This is a genomic window from Amycolatopsis sp. NPDC005232, from assembly GCF_040607795.1.
Lineage (GTDB): Bacteria > Actinomycetota > Actinomycetes > Mycobacteriales > Pseudonocardiaceae > Amycolatopsis.
In genome coordinates this window covers 1-19187 of the sequence record NZ_JBEXHL010000039.1, presented here as the reverse complement: position 1 = coordinate 19187, position 19187 = coordinate 1, and the positions used below count along the sequence as shown (strand labels likewise).

General features: G+C 72.0%; 17 protein-coding genes. 10 read left to right on the top strand and 7 right to left on the bottom strand.

The genetic code is table 11. The features are described 5' to 3' along the window. The first annotated feature begins 13 nt into the window (after positions 1 to 13). A complete protein-coding gene (gene rnhA / locus ABZU76_RS43340) occupies positions 14 to 484 on the top strand; it encodes a ribonuclease HI (protein WP_354881732.1) in 471 nt (156 codons plus the stop codon). Next, positions 471 to 854, top strand: a complete 384-nt coding sequence (locus ABZU76_RS43335) for a YchJ family metal-binding protein (protein WP_354881729.1) — start codon at positions 471 to 473, stop codon at positions 852 to 854. The genes rnhA and ABZU76_RS43335 overlap by 14 nt, the downstream gene beginning before the upstream one ends. 46 nt (positions 855 to 900) lie before the next feature. Here the strand turns inward: ABZU76_RS43335 and ABZU76_RS43330 are convergent, their stop codons facing one another. Then, positions 901 to 2319: a carboxylesterase family protein gene (locus ABZU76_RS43330; protein WP_354881726.1), complete on the bottom strand. Its 1419-nt coding sequence runs from the start codon at positions 2317 to 2319 to the stop codon at positions 901 to 903. Positions 2320 to 2415: 96 nt separating this feature from the next. Here ABZU76_RS43330 and ABZU76_RS43325 point away from each other — a divergent pair, with 96 nt between their 5' ends. Next, a complete protein-coding gene (locus tag ABZU76_RS43325) occupies positions 2416 to 4290 on the top strand; it encodes a Na+/H+ antiporter (RefSeq protein ID WP_354881723.1) in 1875 nt (624 codons plus the stop codon). 40 nt (positions 4291 to 4330) lie between these two features. Further along, positions 4331 to 5017 carry a histidine phosphatase family protein gene (locus tag ABZU76_RS43320; RefSeq protein WP_354881720.1) on the top strand — a complete coding sequence of 229 codons (687 nt, stop codon included), beginning with the start codon at positions 4331 to 4333 and terminating at the stop codon, positions 5015 to 5017. Here ABZU76_RS43320 and ABZU76_RS43315 read toward each other — a convergent pair. The 3 genes from ABZU76_RS43315 to ABZU76_RS43305 form a co-directional block, all read right to left on the bottom strand. Next, complete coding sequence (locus tag ABZU76_RS43315) at positions 4993 to 5799, bottom strand: ABC transporter permease (RefSeq protein WP_354881718.1); 807 nt, start codon at positions 5797 to 5799, stop codon at positions 4993 to 4995. The two genes, ABZU76_RS43320 and ABZU76_RS43315, sit on opposite strands and share 25 nt — an antisense overlap. Before the next feature lie 49 nt (positions 5800 to 5848). Beyond that, entirely contained in the window at positions 5849 to 6346 is a 498-nt protein-coding gene (locus ABZU76_RS43310) for an MmpS family transport accessory protein (RefSeq protein ID WP_354881716.1), read from the bottom strand. A gap of 194 nt (positions 6347 to 6540) precedes the next feature. After that, positions 6541 to 6939: an NUDIX domain-containing protein gene (locus ABZU76_RS43305; RefSeq protein WP_354881713.1), complete on the bottom strand. Its 399-nt coding sequence runs from the start codon at positions 6937 to 6939 to the stop codon at positions 6541 to 6543. A gap of 39 nt (positions 6940 to 6978) precedes the next feature. Here ABZU76_RS43305 and ABZU76_RS43300 point away from each other — a divergent pair, with 39 nt between their 5' ends. Then, positions 6979 to 7650 carry a helix-turn-helix domain-containing protein gene (locus ABZU76_RS43300; protein ID WP_354881710.1) on the top strand — a complete coding sequence of 224 codons (672 nt, stop codon included), beginning with the start codon at positions 6979 to 6981 and terminating at the stop codon, positions 7648 to 7650. On the opposite strand, the gene ABZU76_RS43295 is transcribed toward ABZU76_RS43300, so the two are convergent. Continuing rightward, positions 7632 to 9131 carry an FGGY-family carbohydrate kinase gene (locus ABZU76_RS43295; protein ID WP_354881707.1) on the bottom strand — a complete coding sequence of 500 codons (1500 nt, stop codon included), beginning with the start codon at positions 9129 to 9131 and terminating at the stop codon, positions 7632 to 7634. The two genes, ABZU76_RS43300 and ABZU76_RS43295, sit on opposite strands and share 19 nt — an antisense overlap. Positions 9132 to 9221: 90 nt before the next feature. Between ABZU76_RS43295 and ABZU76_RS43290 the strand changes: the two genes are divergently transcribed. From ABZU76_RS43290 to ABZU76_RS43280, 3 genes are all read left to right on the top strand, one after another. After that, complete coding sequence (locus tag ABZU76_RS43290; RefSeq protein ID WP_354881704.1) at positions 9222 to 10199, top strand: LacI family DNA-binding transcriptional regulator; 978 nt, start codon at positions 9222 to 9224, stop codon at positions 10197 to 10199. Between the two features lie 408 nt (positions 10200 to 10607). After that, on the top strand, positions 10608 to 11189 hold the full coding sequence (locus ABZU76_RS43285; RefSeq protein WP_220242012.1) for a DNA-binding protein: 582 nt from the start codon (positions 10608 to 10610) through the stop codon (positions 11187 to 11189). A gap of 50 nt (positions 11190 to 11239) precedes the next feature. Next, positions 11240 to 11896 (top strand): RES family NAD+ phosphorylase, encoded by a 657-nt coding sequence (locus ABZU76_RS43280; RefSeq protein ID WP_354881701.1) that lies wholly within the window; start codon positions 11240 to 11242, stop codon positions 11894 to 11896. Between the two features lie 4 nt (positions 11897 to 11900). Here the strand turns inward: ABZU76_RS43280 and ABZU76_RS43275 are convergent, their stop codons facing one another. After that, a complete protein-coding gene (locus ABZU76_RS43275) occupies positions 11901 to 13859 on the bottom strand; it encodes a S9 family peptidase (RefSeq protein ID WP_354881698.1) in 1959 nt (652 codons plus the stop codon). Between the two features lie 38 nt (positions 13860 to 13897). Beyond that, positions 13898 to 14863 (bottom strand): TerC family protein, encoded by a 966-nt coding sequence (locus tag ABZU76_RS43270; protein ID WP_354881695.1) that lies wholly within the window; start codon positions 14861 to 14863, stop codon positions 13898 to 13900. A gap of 417 nt (positions 14864 to 15280) precedes the next feature. Here ABZU76_RS43270 and ABZU76_RS43265 point away from each other — a divergent pair, with 417 nt between their 5' ends. Both ABZU76_RS43265 and ABZU76_RS43260 read left to right on the top strand, forming a co-directional pair. After that, positions 15281 to 18172, top strand: coding sequence for an alpha/beta fold hydrolase (locus tag ABZU76_RS43265; RefSeq protein ID WP_354881692.1), 2892 nt, complete (start codon positions 15281 to 15283; stop codon positions 18170 to 18172). Beyond that, on the top strand, positions 18169 to 19107 hold the full coding sequence (locus tag ABZU76_RS43260; protein ID WP_220242017.1) for an ABC transporter permease subunit: 939 nt from the start codon (positions 18169 to 18171) through the stop codon (positions 19105 to 19107). Before ABZU76_RS43265 ends, ABZU76_RS43260 begins: the two co-directional genes overlap by 4 nt. Positions 19108 to 19187 lie beyond the last annotated feature (80 nt).

The following is a 19187-nucleotide window of genomic DNA, read 5'->3' as shown; positions in this document are numbered from 1 at the left end:
GTAGGGTCGCTGCGTGAGCGAAGAGGCCGTGGAGATCTACACCGACGGAGCGTGCAGCGGCAACCCCGGCCCGGGCGGCTGGGGCGCCTTCCTGCGCTACGGCCGCCACGAGCGCGAGCTCTACGGCGGCGAGGACACCGTGACCACCAACAACCGCATGGAGCTGATGGCGCCGATCCGCGCGCTGGAAAGTCTCACGCGACCTTCGGTCGTGCGGATCTACACCGACAGCACCTACGTCCGCAACGGCGTGATGCAGTGGATGCCGCGCTGGAAGAAGAACGGCTGGCAGACCGCGGCGAAGCAGCCCGTGAAAAACGCCGACCTGTGGCAGCGCCTCGACGCCGCGGGCGAGCGCCACGAGGTCGAGTGGCTGTGGGTCAAGGGCCACGCCGGCCTGCCCGAGAACGAGCGCGCCGACCGGCTGGCCGTGAAGGGCGCGCAGGAATCCGCCCAGGCCGGGGTCAAGCGTGCCCGCGTCTGACCCACGCTGTCCCTGCGGCCTGCCGCAGCCCTACGCCGAGTGCTGCGGCCGCTTCCACGACGGCCGCCAGACCGCGCCGACCGCCGAGCTGCTCATGCGCTCGCGCTACAGCGCGTTCGCCGTCGCCGATCCCGCGTATCTGCTGGCGACCTGGCACCCGGACACCCGCCCGAAGCGGTTGCGCCTCGACGACGGCCAGGAGTGGACCGGCCTCGACATCCTCGGCGGCACAGGCGGCGGGCTGCTGCAGAACGAGGGCACCGTCGAGTTCCGCGCGCACTACCGCTTCCGCGGCAACGAAGACGCACTGCACGAGAACAGCCGCTTCGTCCGCGAAGCCGGCCAATGGTTCTACGTCAGTGCCCTCTAGAACTGCCCTCTGAAACTGCCCTCTGAAACTGCGCTCTGACTGGCGCTCACAAGGAATCCCACAGCCGGCGCTGCTCGGCGTCCGGATCGGACACGGTCGTGCTCACGTCGTCGAACAGCCGCGTGATCCGTGCGCCAGGCTCGTACGGCGCCCAGCCCGGGTCGCCCGTTGCGACAAAGCGGACCCACACGTCGAACATGTGCGCCGCCATCGCCTGCAGCCGAGCCGGATCCGGTTTCGCCAGCGCGAACAGGAAGCGCCAGTTCTTGTTGCCGATGTCGTCGAACATCAGCGGCAGGTCGAGCCCGTGCACGGCGCCGAGCCCCTTGCCGCGCGGCGCAATCCGCCAGTCGAGCCGGTACATCCACGCGGTGCCGCCGGCGGCGTGCTGCGCCTCCGCCAGCCGGATGGCGGGCAGCCACCAGTCGCCGGCCGTCCGCACACGGTTGCGCAGCTGGTCCTCGGGCCAGTCCGGCAGCAGCTCGCGGTAGGCGGCGACGCCCTTGGCGATCGTCTCGTCGTCGAGCATCGTCGAGCCGGTGCCGAGCAGCTTCGCGCCGGTCTGCAGCCAGGAGAACAGGTCCTGCTCGTCGGCCGTCGTGCCGGCGAGGACCCGAACGTCGCGCGCGGCCCCGTCGGCCACGGCCTCACCCGGAAACCGGGGCAGCAGATCTCCGTCCACGATCACGCGGTAGGTCACGAGCTTCCCCGAAGCGGCCGCGACCCGTTGCTGCGCCTCGAGGATCCGCGTCACCGGCAGCGTGGCGAGCTCGCCCGAGGGCACGCCGAGGTCGGCCAGCAGCGCCGCCGCCACGGCCTCGCCCTCGGCCGGCGTGTGCACGACCGAGCCGACGCCCGTGCCGCTCTGCACGATCGCCTGGTGGAAAAGCCCCCGCGTCCGCGGCACCGCCAGCAACGTGCCGACCGTGCGCCCGCCGTTCGACTGTCCGGCGAGCGTGATCCGGTCCGGGTCGCCGCCGAACGCGGCCACGTTGTCGCGCACCCATTCCAGCGCGAGCACCTGGTCGTGCAGTGAAAGATTGCCCTCGGACACGCCGGGCAGCCGCAACATGCCCAGCACCCCGAGGCGATAGCCGACGGTCACCACGACCACGCCACGGCGCGCGTAGGCCGACGCGTCGAACTGGTGCGGCGAGCCCATCACCCCGCCACCGCCGTGGATCCACACCAGCACCGGGTACGGCCCGGGTGAGGCCGGCGCGTAGACGTTGACGTGGAGGCAGTCCTCCTCGCCGGTGAACCCACGCCCGGTCACCTCCGGCTGCGGAGCCCGCGCGGCGAACCGCCTCGCGTCGCGGACGCCGGTCCAGCTTCCGATCGGCCGCGGCGGCCGGAACCGCAGCGGACCCACGGGCGGCTCGGCATAGGGCACGCCCAGGAAATACCCCACTCCGTCGCGCACTTCGCCACGCACCGCACCGGCTCGCGTCTCCACCGTCGTCACGTGGACCAGCCTAGTGACCACGGCGGACACCCGGGCCGGTGGCGAGTTCCGTGTCCCGCGAGCACCCGCGGCCGTGCGCGGGTCATGATTACCCCCGTGCACATCGCGGCGGAATTGGTGGCGCTGGTCGTGACGGTCCTCGTCGTCACGGTCATCGCGAGGCGTCTGGACTGGTCGGCGCCCCTGTGTCTGGTCGCGGTGGGGGTCGCGGCGTCGTTCATCCCGAGCTTGCCCGACTACCAGCTCGACCCCGAGGTCGTGCTGATCGGGCTCCTGCCCCCACTGCTGTACTCGGCGTCGATCCAGACGTCGCTGGTCGCGTTCAACAAGCTGCGCGGGCCGATCCTCGTGCTGTCGGTGGGCCTGGTCGTGTTCACCGCGTTCGGCGTCGGCGTGGTCGCCTGGGCCGTGGTGCCGGGCCTGCCGCTCGCCGCGGGGATCGCGCTCGGCGCGGTGGTCGCGCCTCCCGACGCGGTGGCGGCGAGTGTGGTCGCGCGCCGGGTCGGCATGCCGCGCAAACTCGTGCGGCTGCTGGAGGGCGAGAGCCTGTTCAACGACGCCGCCGCGCTGGTCACCCTGCGCACCGCGATCGCGGCCATCGCCGGGTCGATCAGCCTCTGGCAGGTCGGGCTCGACTTCCTGCTCGCCGCGTTCGGCGGGATCGTGGTCGGCCTCCTGGTCGGCCTTGTCGCGACCCAGCTGCGCAAGCGCCTGGAGGAACCGGTCACGGACACGGCGCTTTCCTTCGCCGTGCCGTTCGTCGCCTACCTGCTGGCCGAGGTCGCGCACGGCTCCGGGGTGCTCGCGGTGGTCGTCTGCGGCCTGATGCTCGGCCACGAGTCGCCGCGCATCCTCTCCGGCTCCACGCGGCTCGCGTCGCGGCTCAACTGGCAGACGGTGCAGTTCCTGCTGGAGAACATGGTCTTCCTGCTGATCGGCCTGCAGCTGCGCGGGATCCTCATCGAGGTCTCCAAGACGGGCCTGTCGGTATGGGAGCTCGTCGGCATCTGCACTGCGGTGCTCGGCACGGTGATCCTCACGCGCGTGCTGTGGCTGGTCGGCATCGGCGTGCAGAAGCGCCTCACCGCCCGCTTCGTCAAGAAGCCGAAGATCTGGCCCTGGCGTTACTCCGCGGTGATCGCGTGGGCCGGCATGCGCGGTGTCGTCACGCTCGCCGCGGCGTTCGTGCTCCCGGCCGACACCCCGCAGCGCGCCGTGCTGGTGCTGGCCGCGTTCGTGGTCGTGGCGGGCACGCTCGTGGTGCAGGGCATGACGTTGCCGACGCTGATCCGCCGCCTGCGCCTGCCGCGGCCCGACCCGGCCGAGGACGCGCTGCAGGAAGCCGCCGTGGTCAACGACATGACCCGCGCTTCGCTCGCGAAGCTCGAGGAGATCAGCACCCCGGACGACCCGCCGGACATCATCGAACGGCTACGCGACCGCCTCCAGTACCGCGCCGACTCGGCGTGGGAGCAGCTCGGCCGCCAGAGCGCGCTCGCCGAGACCCCGAGCGACGCCTACCGGCGGCTGCGCCTGCAGCTGCTGGAGGTCGACCGCGAGCAGTTCCTGCTGGCGCGCGACAACGGCACGGCCGACGACACCGTGCTGCGCCGCGTGCTCGCCCGGCTCGACATCGAGGAGTCGCTGCTCGACCGCGTCGAAGAAGAAGCGCCGGTCGTCGCACGCGAGCTGAGCACCCCGGCCGTCACGGCGCGCTCCTGCAAACACCTGGCCCACCCGTGGCGCGACGTGGACCCGAGCTCCCAAGACGTCTGCGCCGCGTGCATCGCGGAAGGCACGACCTGGGTGCACCTGCGCATGTGCGTCAAGTGCGGCAACGTCGCGTGCTGCGACTCCTCGCCGCGCAAACACGCGACGCGCCACTTCCACGACGAGCGCCACCCCGTCATGCGCAGCTTCGAACCGGGTGAGACGTGGCGGTGGTGTTTCGTGGACAAACAGCTGGGCTGAGGACCCCGGCTCGCAACCCGGCCCGGCTAGGGTCGGGGCCATGAGCACGCCCGAGCAGGAAGTCGAATACCGCCAGCACCGGTTCAGCCCCCCGCCGGGAGCGACCGAGATCTTCTTGGTGCGCCACGGAGAATCCGCGCCCGCGCGGATCAGCGCGCCGTTCGACCTCGTCGGCGGCCAGGCCGACCCCGACCTCGCACCCGAAGGCCGCGACCACGCCCTCCGCATCGGCGAACGGCTCGTCGGCGAGCGCATCGAAGCGCTCTACGTCACCACGCTGCGGCGCACGGTGCAGACCGCCGCGCCGCTCGCCGAGAAGCTGGGCCTCACGCTCGAGGTCGTGCCCGAGCTGCGCGAAATCCACCTGGGCGACTGGGAAAACGGGCTCTTCCGCCAGTACACGACCGAAGGCCACCCGATCGTCGACCGGCTCTGGACCGAGCAGCGCTGGGCGGTGATCCCGGGCGCGGAGTCCGACGAGGCGTTCGGCCGGCGCATCCGCCGGGCGCTCATGCGGATCGCCGCGGCCAACCCCGACCGCCGTGTCGCGGTGTTCACCCACGGCGGCGTGATCGGCGAAGTCTTCGCGCAGGCGAGCCGCGCGGTCGACCGCTTCGCGTTCCTGGGCGCGGACAACGGATCCATCTCCCACCTCGTGGTGCAGGGCGACCGCTGGCTCGTGCGGCGTTTCAACGACACCGCTCACCTGGCGGCCCCGCTCGGCTGACGCCGCGGCACCCACGCGAAGGTCCACCGGCGGCGCACCGGCTCGTCGCGGCGGATGAACCCCGCCGCGACGAGCTGCACCGTCGTCAGCACGGCCACGGCCTCCGCGGCCAGCAGCGCGATCAGAACGAGCGCCTGCGCGATACCCGCCTGGATCGGGCCCGCACCTCCGAGCAGCAGACCCACGTACGCACCCGGCAGCGTCACCAACCCGACCGTGCGCGTCTGGTCGAGCGCCGGGATCAGTGCCTGCCCGGCCGAGGGACGACAGATCTCCAGCGCGGCCAGCCGGGGCAGGAAACCCAGTGCCAGCGCGGCTTCGTACTCGCCGTGGCGCTGGGCGAGCTCGTCGAGCGCGCGGCGTGCCGACTGCGACGTCGCGGTCATCGTCCCGCCGATCACGATGCCGGCGATCGGCACGACCGTGATCGGTTCCGGCGGCACGACTCCGGAAGCGAGCACCAGGGCCAGCACGGGCGCGACGCCCGAGGCCAGTGCCAGCGCCACCCAGCCGATCCGGCGTGGCACGCCGATGCGGGAAGCCGACGTGACCGCCGCGATCGAGAACATCAGCAGCACGAACAGGCCGGTGAGCCAGCCCGACCGCAGGATCAGCGTGATCACCAGGGACACGAGCGCGAGCTGCGCGACCGCGCGGACCGCCGCCAGCAGCACCGCCCGGCCCTGACCCAGCCCGCCGAAGCGCACCACCCCGGCCCCCGCCAGCGTGAGCAACGCCAGGACGATCACCAAGGCGGGCCCGAACCCGATCGCACCGTTCACGCCTGTGATCCTGCCGCAGGAACGGCCTACCCGAGGCGCACGTCGTGGTTCACGCGGTGCAGCTGAGCTGCGCGCCCTCCTCCGCCACGGACTTCTCGGCGACGACGGCGCCGTCCACGGTGATGCGGCAGGTCAGCGCGCCCGGCCCGGCGCTCTGCGCGGCGAGGCTCGCGAACTCGGCTTCGCCGGCCGGCGCGGTGCGCGTGACGGTGACCGACCACGGCGTGGTGACCTCGGTCTGCTGCTCGAGGCCCGCGTCGGCCGCGACGTAGGTGAGGTTGCGGGCACCGCCTTCGCCCTCGAGCGAGTAGACGATGGTGCGGGTGACGTTCTTGACGGCCACGGGCTCGGCCTGCGCGACCTCGGTCGGGGACACCTGGCCGGGTTCACCGGCCGTCGGCGCCGCTTTGGGCGTGACGTACGAGGCCACAGCGATCGCGACGGCGATGACGCCGACCACGACGACCACGCTGCCGAGCGGCTTGAGCCGGCCCGGACCACCCGCGCCCGGCGGCGATGCCGGAGGGGTCGCGGCAGGAACACTCATGGAGAGGTCTTCTCTCGTTCGAGCGCACTTCTGACGAGTACGACGTCTGGTTCTCGTCCGAACGTCACTCGGCGTTAGCCAACCGCACAAAGTTGGTGAAACTTCACCCTTACGGGTGCCCCCGTGGACCAGTCACCGGTGTGGTCACCACGGACGATGCCGATAACACCGTCGTGATAGCCGGTCACGGAGAGTCAGTCCACGACGCCCTGCTCGGCCAACATCCGCAGGACGCGCTGCCCGGCCGGCGGACACGCTGCGGCGTCGGCGAAGCCCAGCCACGCCGCCTCGGCAATCTCGGCCGACGGCGCCGGCTCGCCCGTGTGTTCGGCCGTGTAGCAGGTCATGCGCACGCGGCGACCGTCGGCGAACCCGTCGGCCTGCTCGTCGAGCAGCGCGAAGAAGCGGAAGGTCAGCGGGTCGAGCTCCACCCCCAGCTCTTCGCGGATCTCGCGGCACAGCCCCGCGACGTCGCCCTCGCCCGGCTCGCGTTTGCCGCCCGGCAGGTAAAACTTCGCCTTGCCCCGCGTACGCACCGACAGCAGCCGCCGGTCGCGGACATGGACCCAGGCCAGCGCGTCGATCGGGGTCATGGGTCGCATTCTGTCGTACCCGGAGGGGATGATCGGGGGGTGTACTCGGAGACGCTCGCGCCCGAGCCGCTGCGCGCCGTGGTCCGCTGCCTGTGGCGGTCGGTCCCGGCGGGCCCGGAGCGGATCGTGCCCGACGGCTGCGTCGACCTCGTCGCCGGCGACGGCGAGGTCTTCGTCGCGGGCCCGGACACCGAGGCGTGGTCGTCGGTCACCTCGCCCGGCACCCCGCTGCACGGCTTGCGCTTCCACCCCGGCGCTGCGCCCGCCGTGCTCGGCGTCGCGGCCGACGAGCTGCGCGACCGCCGGCTCCCGCTGGCCGAGGTGTGGGGCCGCCGCGGGGAGCTGCTGACCGACGCGGTGCTCAGCGGTGCGCGTTGCCTCACCGACGTCGTGGCCGGCCGGGAAGCCGACCCCGACCCGGCCGTGGCCGCGCTGCTGTCGCACCTGCACACCGCGCCGGCCCGCGTGGGCACCCCGCCGACGGCCGTGAGTGAACGGCAGCTGCGGCGCCGCTTCACCGTCGCCGTCGGCTACGGACCCGCGACCTACCTGCGCGTGCTGCGGTTGCAACGCGCCATCGCTCTCGCGCCGCGCGCGCCCGGGCTGGCCGACCTCGCCGCCGGCGCCGGGTACGCCGACCAGGCCCACCTGTCGCGGGAGTGCCGGGCGCTGACCGGCCTCACGCCGAGCGCCTACTTCTCCGGAGCCTGAGCCGCGCGTTCCTGTTGCACGGCAAGGAAGTGCGCGATGTCGACCGTCGCGGGGTACAGGGCGCGGTAGCGGGCGTAGAACTCGTCGTAGACGTCGGCGCGCGCGGGATCAGGCCGCACGACGGCGGCGACCGGGTTCCACGCGTCGATGTCGGGCTCGAGCCCCACGGCGAACGCGGCCAGCAACGCATCCCCGAAAGCCGCGCCGATCGTTTCGGTGGGCACGTGTTGCTCGGCGCGCGTCACGTCGCTCACGATCTGCGTCCACACGCGACCCTGCGTGCCGCCGCCGACCGCGACGAGGCGGCGGCCTTCAGCGGAGCCCATCGTCTCGAGGTTGTGCCGCACGCCGTACGCGGTGCCTTCCAGCGCGGCGCGGTAGAGGTCGGCCTTGGTGTGCGAGAGCGTCAGCCCGGCGAGCACCCCGCGCGCGGCCGGGTCCGGCACCGGGGTGCGTTCGCCGGCGAAGTACGGCAGCATCAGCAGTCCGCGGCTCCCGGCGGGCACGTCGCCCGCCTCGGCGACCAGGTCGGCGAACTCGCCGCCGACGAGGTCGCGCAGCCAGTCGGTGATCGCACCGGACGTGGCCATGCCGGCGGCGAGCGAGAACGTGCCTTCGAACGCGCCGCGCGTGGCCCACAGGCCCGGCACCGGTCGCGGCTCGGCGGCGGTCTGCACGAGGAACATCGTGGTGCCGTACATGAGCATCGTGTCGCCGGCCGCTCGCACGCCGGCGCTCGCCGCCTCGGCCCACGCGTCGACCGTGCCGCACGTGACGGGCAGGCCCGTGGGCAGCCCGGTCGCCGCGGCCGCCGCGGCGGAAACCGTGCCGGCCACTTCCGTTGGCCACGCCAACCGCGGCAGCCGCACGCCGGGCGCGACCAGCCGGGCCCAGTCCTCGGCCCACGCACCGGCGCGCAGGTCGTACATCGGGTCGCACTGGCTCGCCGAGTGGTGGTCGAGCACGTACTCGCCGGTCAGCCGCAGCACGAGGTACGAGCTCGCCATGAGGAACAGTTCGGCGCGCTCCGCGACCTCGGGCTCGTGCCGGAACAGCCAGCGCCACTTGGGTCCCACGGCCTGACTGGACAGTGCACTGCCACCACGCTCCACAATGGACTCTTCACCCAGCTCCGCCGTCAGCTCGGCGATCTCCGTGCCCGCGCGCGTGTCGACGCCGTAGAGGATCGCCGGGCGCAGGGGCCGGCCGTCGGCGTCGGCGGGCAGCAGCACCGGCCCGATACCGCTTACGGCCAGCCCGGCGAGCGGCCGATCGCCCGCCGCCGCGGTGAGCTCGCGCACCAGGGCGGTGAAGTCGGCCCACCACACCGTTTCCGCGTCATGCTCGAACCATCCTGGCCGCGGGCGGGAGGTGGTGTGCGCACGGTCGGCGCGCGCCAGTATCGTCCCGTCGACACCGACGAGGACGCCCTTCGAGCTGGACGTGCCGATGTCGATGCCGAGCAGCAGGCCCGGATCCACCGCGACTCCCCGTATGCGGACGGTAAACGATTACCCGGGACGCTATTCTTCGGGGGACGAGGGTGTCAAGGACGGCTGGAGGAGGTCACGGTGGCCACGATCAGCGACGTCGCCGCGCGCGCCGGCGTCTCCACCGCCACGGTGTCCCGGGCCCTCAACGGCAAGTCCACAGTGGACCCGGAGCTCGCCGCGCGGGTGCTCGTGGCGGCCGAGGAGCTGGGCTACCACCCCAACGGCCTGGCCCGGAACCTGCGCCGCCAGGAGACGGCCGTGCTGGCGCTGATCATCTCCGACATTGAGAACCCCTTCTTCACGGCGATCGCGCGCGGCGTCGAGGACCTCGCGCAGGTGTCGGGCTACTCCGTCGTGCTGTGCAACTCCGACGAGAACGAGGACAAGGAGCGCCGCTACATCGACGTCGCGCTCCAGGAACGCGTCGCCGGCGTCGTGCTCTCCCCCACTGGCCGCTCCACCAACGTCGACCGCTTGCGCCGCCAGGGCACGCCCGTGGTCGCGGTCGACCGGCCGCTCACCGGCCCGGACGGCGACCAGGTCCTCGTGGACACCCGCCGCGCCGCGCGCGACGCGACCCGCCACCTCGTGGCCGGCGGCTACCGCCGCATCGCGTGCCTGACCGGCCCCGCCGGCGTCCGCACGGCCGACGACCGCCTCGCCGGCTACTTCGACGCCGTCGGCGAGGAGAACGCGCTCTTCCGCCGCGCCGAGTACCGCGCCGAGGGCGCGCGGGTGGCCGCCACCGAGCTGCTCGAGCTGCCCGGCCCCCCGGACGCGCTACTGGTGGCCAACAGCACCATGACGATCGGCGTCCTGGAAACCCTCGCGCGCCGCGGCGTGCGCCCCGGCCGCGACGTCGGCATCGTCTCCTTCGACGACGCCCCCTGGACAACCCTGATCGACCCGCCGCTGACGGTCGTCGCGCAGCCCGCCTACGAAGTCGGCCGGGTCGCCGCGCAGCTCCTGCTCGCCCGCATCACCGACAGCACCCGCCGCCCCACCACGACGACACTGGAAGCGCGGCTCATCGAACGGCAGAGCTCGCGCCGCTGAGGCGCGCGGAAATCACGTCGCGCAATTCGCGCCCATGGCCCCGAATTGCGCCCAAGGCGGCGTGAAACTGCGCGGAAAACCCCGAAAAGACGACGTGCCTGGTGGACCGGCCAGTACCGGTCCACCAGGCACGTCCCACCCCCTGTCCCCCCAGCACCGGCGGCCGAAACCACCGGAGCCCGCAACAGCACGAGGCGGGAAATCGATTACCAACCGAACGTAAAGGGGCCGCAGCGGAGTGTCAAGGGCACGAAAGCCTGGACACACCGGCACCGGCCCGGCAGACTGACACGAAATCGCCTACACTCCGTGTTGGTTTCTGTGCACTACGTGTCGATCTCTGGTGAATTCACCCGCAAATCCGGTGACGAACCGCACGAACCCGCACATGCGAGCTAGTCTGAGCGCATGTCAGTCGCGCTCGAGAACGTCCTCGCCAAGGCGGGGCTCAAGGCCGACGCCACGGAGTTCCTCACGCTCGTCGAGGACGCGGCGCGCAGGCTGTCGCCGCCGAACCCGGACCCGTCGCACTACTTCTCGCCCGACCAGCAGGCCGCGCTGGCGGACGTGGGGCTCGACCTCACGCCCCACGGCGACGACGAGCCCGACTTCCGCGCGCGCACCGTGGCCGCCCACGCCGTGCTCGCCGACTCCGCGCTCACCGTCACCCAGGCCGCGAAGGCGCTGAAGATCGACGACAGCCGCATCCGACACCGCCTCAAGGAAGGCCGGCTCACGGGCTGGAAGGACCAGGGCTGGCGGCTGCCGTCGTGGCAGTTCAACGGCCCAGGCGTGTTGCCCGGCCTCGAGGTGGTGCTGCACGCGATCCCCGAGGACCAGCCCGCGCTCGTCGTCGCCGCGTTCATGAACACCCCGCAGGACGACCTGGTGATCAGCGACCGGCCCGCGACCCCGCGCCAGTGGCTCCTCTCGGGTGGAGATCCCGAGCAGGTCGCGCGCCTCGTCGCCACGCTCGGCTCGCCGTTCTAGGCTGTCCCGACGCCCAAGATCACCGACACAGGACGGACGACCCCCGACGCATGGCCCGGCTCCCCTTGCCGCCCGCGCGATCCGTGCTGGTCAAGGAGCTGGACCGCGCCCACGACGTGGTGGCTGTGCAGCCCGAGACCAGGCTGGTCCGCATCTTCACCGCGCACGGCAACCACCCGCAGCAGTGGAACTCGTTCCGCTACACCGGCCCGCTCCCGCACGGCCGGTTCGACCAGCAGCCGCCCGGCCGCGGCGGCCAGCCCGTGACCGACCCGGGCAACGGCGTGCTGTACTTCGGCCTGACCGTGCGCACGAGCGTCGCCGAGGTGTTCCAGACGAGCTCGACGGTCGACCGCAAGACGCGCGGGCCGCGGCTCGTGGTCGTGCGCCCGATGCGCCCGTTGCGGCTGCTCGACCTCACCGGGTTGTGGCCCACGCGCGTGGGCGCGTCGCAGGAGATCTCCAGCGGGCCGAAGAAGATCACCCAGGCCTGGGCGCGCGCGATCCGCAGCGCGCTGCCCGACCTCGACGGTCTCTGGTACCGCTCGTCGATGGACTCCGGCGACCCGGCCGTGTGCCTGTGGGACCCGCCGGCGGGCGCCGCGCTGCCGATCGCCCCGGATGTCCTGCTGCCGCTGGACCACCCGGGGCTCGACGTCCCGCTCGGCCGGGTCTGCGAAGAGCTGAACTACATGCTCCTCAACTGAGCACTCAGCCCAGGTGGCGCGACCACCACTCCAGCACCGCGTCGAAGCGCTGCACGCGGTGGCGAGGGCGCCCCGCGCGCGACAGCTCGTGGCCTTCGCCCGGGAACAGCAGGAACTCCGCATCGGCACCCGCGCGGCGCAGCGCCACGAACATGCGCTGCGCCTGCTCCAGTGGGCAACGCCAGTCCTGTTCGGAGTGCACGACCGCGAACGGGATGGTGATGTCGGCCGCGTAGGTCAGCGGGCTGCGGTCGCGCAGCACCTCCGGGTCGGTGCCGATGTAGGAGTCGACGAAGAAGTAGCCGATGTCGGAGCTGCCGACCATCGAGTCCCACGCGTTGACCGCGCGCTCGCTCCACGCCGCCTTGAACCGCTCCGGGTGGTGCGAGGCGACCCAGCTGGTCATGAACCCGCCGTACGAACCGCCCATGATGCCGACGCGTGAAGAGTCGAGGTCGGGCCGTTCCAGCGCCTTGTCCAGCAGCGCGAGCACGTCGTCGACGTCGACCGTGCCGAACCCGAAGGTGATCGCGCGGCCGTGGCTCTGCCCGTAGCCCGCCGAACCGCGCGGGTTGCCGAGCACCACGGCGTAGCCGGCCGCGGCGTAGACCTGGGCCTCGTCGAACACGGCCCAGTCCTGCTGCGCGAACGGCCCGCCATGCACGACCCGAAGCACCGGGTGCGGGCCCTCGCCCTCGGGCAGCACGAGCCAGCCGTGCACGGGGTGGCCGTCGGGCGAGGTCGTGGCGAGTTCCTCGACGGGGCGCAACCCCTTGTCCCGCAACGGCTTCGAGTAGTCGGTGAGCACGCGCGGGCCGCCGGCGTCGAGCACGACCACGTCGCCCGAGGACTCCGGCGTGGCGACCACGGCGACGATCGTGTCGCCGTCGGCCGCGAACCCGCGGACCACCACGTGGCCGTCGTGCAGCACGCGCAGGTCGGCCAGCACGGCCGCGTCGGCGGAAGCCGGGACCGCGCGCAGCTCCACGGCGCCGCGGTTGCGCACGGCCACGAGCACCTCGCCGTTCACGGGAATGGCGGGGCCGGAACCGCTCTCCACGTCGACGGTCTCGATGTCGGTCAGCCGCCGCGCCTTCACGGGACCGCCGGTGCCGATCGTGGCGGCGTACAGGCCGGCGTTGCAGGCCTCGCGGTGGCCGTCCTCGTAGGACGAACCGTAGAAGAACAGGGTGCCGTCGGGACCGAACACGGGCTGCTCCGCGTAGCCGTGGCACGCCACGAGCAGCTCGGGCTCCCCGCCGCCGGCCGGGAACGCGACCAGGTCGCGGTAGTCGGTCTCCACGCGGTCCCAGTCCTGCGGCACCACGACGACCACGCGCTCGCCGTCGGGCGTCCACACGGGATTGTCGACGTCGTAGGTGACCGGCGAGATCGGCTCTAGCGCGGCGAGTTCGGCTGCCTCCAGCGCCGCGACGGCGTCGAGCACGAACAGCCGCTTCATCCGGTCGCGCAGGAAACCGACGTCGTCGATGCGGTAGTCGAAGCGGGTGATCCGACGCGGCGCCTCGGCGGGCGGCTCCGGCTTCTCGCCGTCAGCGTCCTCGGTGCCGTAGCGGCCCGCCTCCGGCAGGCGCGCCGTGAACGCGAGCCGCCGCGAGTCCGGCGCCCACACCGGCGCGTCGGCGCCCAGGTGCAGCGCCGTCAGCCGCTTGGCCTCGCCGCCCGCGGCCGGCATCACGTGCACCTGCGCACTGCCTTCGGCGCCTTGACCGTCGCCGGCCCGCAGGAACGCGACCCAGCGCCCGTCGGGCGAGATCGCCGGGGCCGCGTCGTGCGGGCCTTGCGTCCACGAGGTGTCCCCTCCCCCGAGCCCCACCCGCCGCAGCGCGCTGTGGTTGGAGTTGGACTCGAGGTCGGGGTGCTTGACCGCGGTCAGGAGCAGGTCACCCCGGAGTGCGGGGCGGCCGGGGACGACGAGGGCTTCGATGTCGGCTGGTCGCATGCCGACGACCGTACCGGATCATTAGCTAAGCGAAAGACTTATTCCGCCGGTACGCGCGCCCGCTCGTCCTTTTTCGCCTTGGCGAGGCTCGCCACGGTGGTGATCGCCAGCACGACCACGATCACGCCGAGGGACACCCAGTTGTTGATGTCCAGCCAGTCGGGCGCCACGTGGTACTCGTGCAGTGCGTGCACCACCAGCTTCGCACCGATGAACGCGAGGATCACCGCGAGGCCGTAGGACAGGTACACCAGCTTCTCGACGAGCCCGCCGAGCAGGAAGTACAGCTGGCGCAGACCCATCAGCGCGAACGCGTTGGCGGTGAACACCAGGAAGGCCTCCTGGGTGATCCCGAAGATGGCCGGGATCGAGTCCACCGCGAACAGCAGGTCGGCCGAGCCGATGGCGACGATCACCACGAGCATCGGCGTGATCATCCGCTTGCCGTCGACCTTGACCGTGTACTTGTGGCCGTGGAAGTCGTTGGTCACCGGGGCGACCTTGCGGACCCAGCGGGTCACGGCGTTCTCGTGGTACTCCTCTTCCTCGTCCTTCTTGCGCAGCATGCTGATCGCGGTCCAGATCAGCACCGCGCCGAAGAGGAAGAACACCCACACGAACTGCGCGATCAGCGCCGCGCCCACCGCGATGAACACACTGCGCATCGCGAGCGCGAGCAGGATACCCACGAGCAGCACGCGGTGCTGGTGGATGGCCGGCACCTTGAACGACGCCATGATGATCATGAAGATGAACAGGTTGTCGACGCTCAGCGAGTACTCGGTGATGTACCCGGTGAAGAATTCGACGCCCGGGTCGTGCCCGGCGAAGACCCAGATCCCGATGCCGAACACGACGGCGCAGGCGATGTAGAAGATCACCCACCGCGCGGCCTCGGCCGGTTTGATCGCGTGGGGCTTGTGGTCGACGATCACCAGATCGAGTGCGATCAGGGCCAGCAGGCCACCGACCGTCGCGATCCATAACCACAAGGGAACAGTCATCACAGCACATACCTCCGGATAGCGCGTAGCAGCAACTAACCGGAGGTCTCTTCCGCCGGTTCCTTTCTACCGGCCGACGGTGCCGGGGGCCACGCCACCGTGCTGACGACACCGCCGCGAAGGAATACTCCCCTCACAGCGCGTCCAGTTTGCCGGTTACGGCGCGCGAACGCCAGCGGAGGTTGCCCTCGTCACCGAACCGGCGGTGTTACCTCCGTCACCGGGACCGAAGATCACCGGTGCTCGCGTGACTGTGCCGATCGTTACTGATCCGACCACAGTCACGGCCGAATGGCCTCGTAGCAGCGTTACGTGCTGCGTGGGGTCGGCCTGCTTTTGGTCGGATCAGTAAAAAAGATGTCTGATCCGTGTGAGCCCCGCGCGCGGCTCTCAGCGAAGCTCAAATAACGTCAGCACGTGCCCCGAATCCCGTTGCCGCGCACGCGCGGTGCCCGGCTGACCGCGCTGGCCGCGGTCGTGGTGGTCGTCGCCGCCGTCGTGGCCGTCTGGACCACGAGCGGCTCGCAGCCCTCGCCCGTCCGGACCCAGGACGCCTTCCTGCAGATGCCGGCCGCGCCCGGCTCGGCCGAGCAGGTCCGCATCGACACCACCACCTACTACCCCGAGAAGACCCCCGCCCCCGCCGTGCTGCTGGCCCACGGTTTCGGCGGCGACAAGTCCAGCGTGGACCCCCAGGCCCGTGAGCTGGCCGAGCGCGGGTTCGTCGTGCTGACCTGGTCGGCGCGCGGTTTCGGCCGCAGCACCGGCAAGATCGGCCTCAACGACCCCGACGCGGAGGTCGCCGACGCGAGCCGGCTCATCGACCACCTCGTCGCGAGCCACGACGTCGCCACCCGCGCGGGCGGCGCGCCGGAGATCGCCGTCACCGGCGCGTCCTACGGCGGCGCGCTGTCGCTGCTGCTCGCCGGCACCGACAAGCGCGTGGCCGCCGTCGCCCCGGTGATCACCTACAACGACCTGGCCCAGGGCCTGATCCCCAACGCCGGCGCCACCGCGCCGCCCGCGGCGAAGACCCCGGCGGCGGGCGAGTTCGCGCCCGACGGCGTGTTCAAGAAGAGCTGGGCGGGCATCTTCTTCTCCTCCGGTTCGGGCGCGCCGAGCGCGGGTGCGTCCTCCTCGGCCGAGGCTCCCGAGGCGGGGCAGGAGACCGACGGCAGCGGCGGCTCGGTCGGCGGCACCGGAGGCACCGGTGGCGGCACCGATCCGGAGGCCGCCACCGCCCCGGTCGCCGGACAGGCACAGCCGCGTCAGGCGCCGGCCGCGGACCCGTGCGGCCGCTTCACCGCCCAGGTCTGCCAGGCGTACACGGAGCTGGCGACCACCGGGAAGGTGAGCGCGCAGACCGTCGCGCTGCTGCACCGCGTCTCGCCTGTGTCCGTCACGGACAAGATCACCGTGCCGACACTGCTCGTGCAGGGTGAGAGCGACACGCTGTTCGGTCTGGACCAGTCCGACGCCACCGCGCGGCAGATCGCCGCGGCGGGCGGCAAGGTCCGCACCATCTGGTACACCGGCGGCCACGACGGCGGCGTCCCCGGCCCGCAGCTGCGGGCGAAGATCGGCGACTTCCTGTGGGCGGCGTTGACCGGCGACGGCGACCCGGGCACCGGCTTCAGCTACGACGTGCAGGGCACGCTGCGGGCCAACGGCGCGCCGTCCGTCCGGACGGTCAGCACCGACGCGTACCCGGGTCTCGCGGGCGCGGGCACCGAACGCCGCCAGGTCGCGCTCGCCGGTCCGCCGCAGCCCGCCGTGCGGCCCGCGGGCGCCAACCCCGCGGCCGTGAGCGGCATCCCCGGCCTCAACGGGCTGGCGGCGGGTTCGTCACGGCTCGCGCCGTTGTTCAGCACCGACCCGCCGGGCCAGGCCGCGCAGTTCCGCAGCGCGCCGTTCGACAGCCAGGTCCTGATCGCGGGTTCCAGCACCGTGCGGCTGCAGGTCGCGACCGACCCGGCGCACCCGCTGCCGGAGGCGGTGCTGTTCGCGAAGCTCTACGACGTCGGCCCCGACGGCACCCGAGTGCTGCCGGCCAACGCCGTCGCGCCGTTCCGCGTGGCGAACCTGCCCGCGAACGGCACCCCGGTGGACGTGACGGTGACGCTGCCGGGCATCGTGCGCCCGATCGAGGCCGGGCACTCGCTGCGGCTCGTGGTCGGCACCACGGACCAGTCGTTCTCGACGCCGACCGCGCCGGGAGTGTTCCGCATCGCGCTGGCGTCGGGTTCGTCGCTCGCCGTGCCGATCGTGCCGGGGACGTCGGTGGGCACGCCGGCGCCGAAGGGCCAGCTGATCGGCATCGCCGTGACGCTGCTCGTGGGCATCCTCGCGCTGGTGTTCGCCGCGATCCGCCGCCGGCGCGCGCACGACGTCGACCCGGACCTGGCGAGTACGCCGCTCGTGATCAAGGGGCTGCGCAAGCAGTACGCGGGCGGGTTCGTGGCCGTGAAGGACCTGTCCTTCCGCGTCGAGCCGGGCCAGGTGCTCGGCCTGCTCGGCCCGAACGGCGCCGGCAAGACGACGACGCTGCGCATGCTGATGGGCCTGATCACGCCGACCGCGGGAGAGATCCGGGTGTTCGGCCACAAGATCTCCCCCGGCGCACCCGTGCTGTCGCGCATCGGGTCCTTCGTGGAGGGATCCGGGTTCCTGCCGCACCTGTCGGGCAAGGCGAACCTCGAGCTGTACTGGGCGGCGACCGGGCGGCCCGCCGAGAAGGCCCACTTCTCGGAAGCGCTCGAGATCGCGGGCCTGGGCGACGCGGTGAACCGCCGCGTGAAGAACTACAGCCAGGGCATGCGCCAGCGCCTCGCCATCGCGCAGGCGATGCTCGGCCTGCCGGAGCTCATGGTGCTCGACGAACCCACCAACGGGCTCGACCCGCCCCAGATCCACCAGATGCGCGAGGTCCTGCAGCGCTACGCCGCCACCGGGCGCACGGTCGTCGTCTCGAGCCACCTGCTGGCCGAGGTCGAGCAGACGTGTTCGCACGTGGTCGTGATGCACCGCGGGACGCTCGTGGCCTCGGGCGAGGTCGGCGAGCTGGCGGCCGCGAGCGGCGAGGCGACGTTCCGCGTCGGCGACCCGGCGGCGGCCTCAGCGGCGCTCAAGGGCATCGGCGGCGTCACGGACATCGACGTCGAGGGTGACCTCGTGCACGCGAACCTCGACGGGCTCGCCCGCGCCGACGCGGTGGCGGCACTCGTGCGCGCGGGTGTCGCGGTGGAGCAGGCCGGGCCTCGGCGCCGGCTGGAAGACGCGTTCCTGCAGCTGGTCGGAGACAACTCATGAGCAACACCAACGGTTCGGGCGGGGTCCACACCGACCCCGCCGCCCTGCGGGAGCTGAGCGAGCTGGCGACGGCCGAGCAGGCGGAGGTCGGCCCGGACGGCGCCGTCGCCGGCTACCGCGCCGAGCGCACGCTGCGCCTCGGCGTGGAGCTGAAGCGGCAGTTCAAGCGGCGGCGCACCCAGCTGGTGCTGGGATTCGTGGCGATCCTGCCGTTCATCCTGGTGATCGCGTTCGAGGTCGGGCAGTCGAACCCGAACCGCCGCTCGGGCGGGTTCGTGGACCTCGCGACGGCGAGCGCGCCGAACTTCGTGGTGCTCGCGCTGTTCGTGTCCGGCACGTTCCTGCTGCCGATGATCGTGGCGCTGTTCTTCGGCGACACGATCGCGAGCGAGTCGTCGTGGTCGAGCCTGAAGTACCTGCTCGCGATCCCGGTGCCGCGGCACCGCCTGCTGCGGCAGAAGGCGATCGTGTCGGGCCTGCTGTCCGCCGCGGCACTGGTGCTGTTGCCGCTGGTGTCGCTGCTGGTGGGCGTGATCTGGTACGGCGCGGGTGACGCGATCAGCCCCACGGGCGACGCGGTCACCTTCGGCGACAGCATGATCGCGCTCGTGCTGTCCACTGTGTACATCATCGTGCAGCTGGCGTGGGTGGCCGGGCTGGCGCTGCTGCTGAGCGTCTCCACCGACGCCCCGCTGGGCGCGGTGGGCGGCACGGTGCTGGTGGCGATCCTGTCGCAGATCCTCGACCAGATCACCGCGCTCGAAGGGCTGCGCAACTACCTGCCCACGCACTTCTCGTTCGCCTGGATCGACCTGATCTCGACCGACATCGACTGGTCGGACATGGCGAGCGGCGTGCTGTCGTCGCTCATCTACACCACGATCTTCCTGCTGCTGGCCGGTCGCCGGTTCGCGACGAGGGACATCACGAGCTGACGGGCGCGTCCGGCCGCCCCGCGCGGGGCCGGCCGGCAGCACCGTGACCTGCCTGATCGGTGCGGCCAACCGCGACCCGC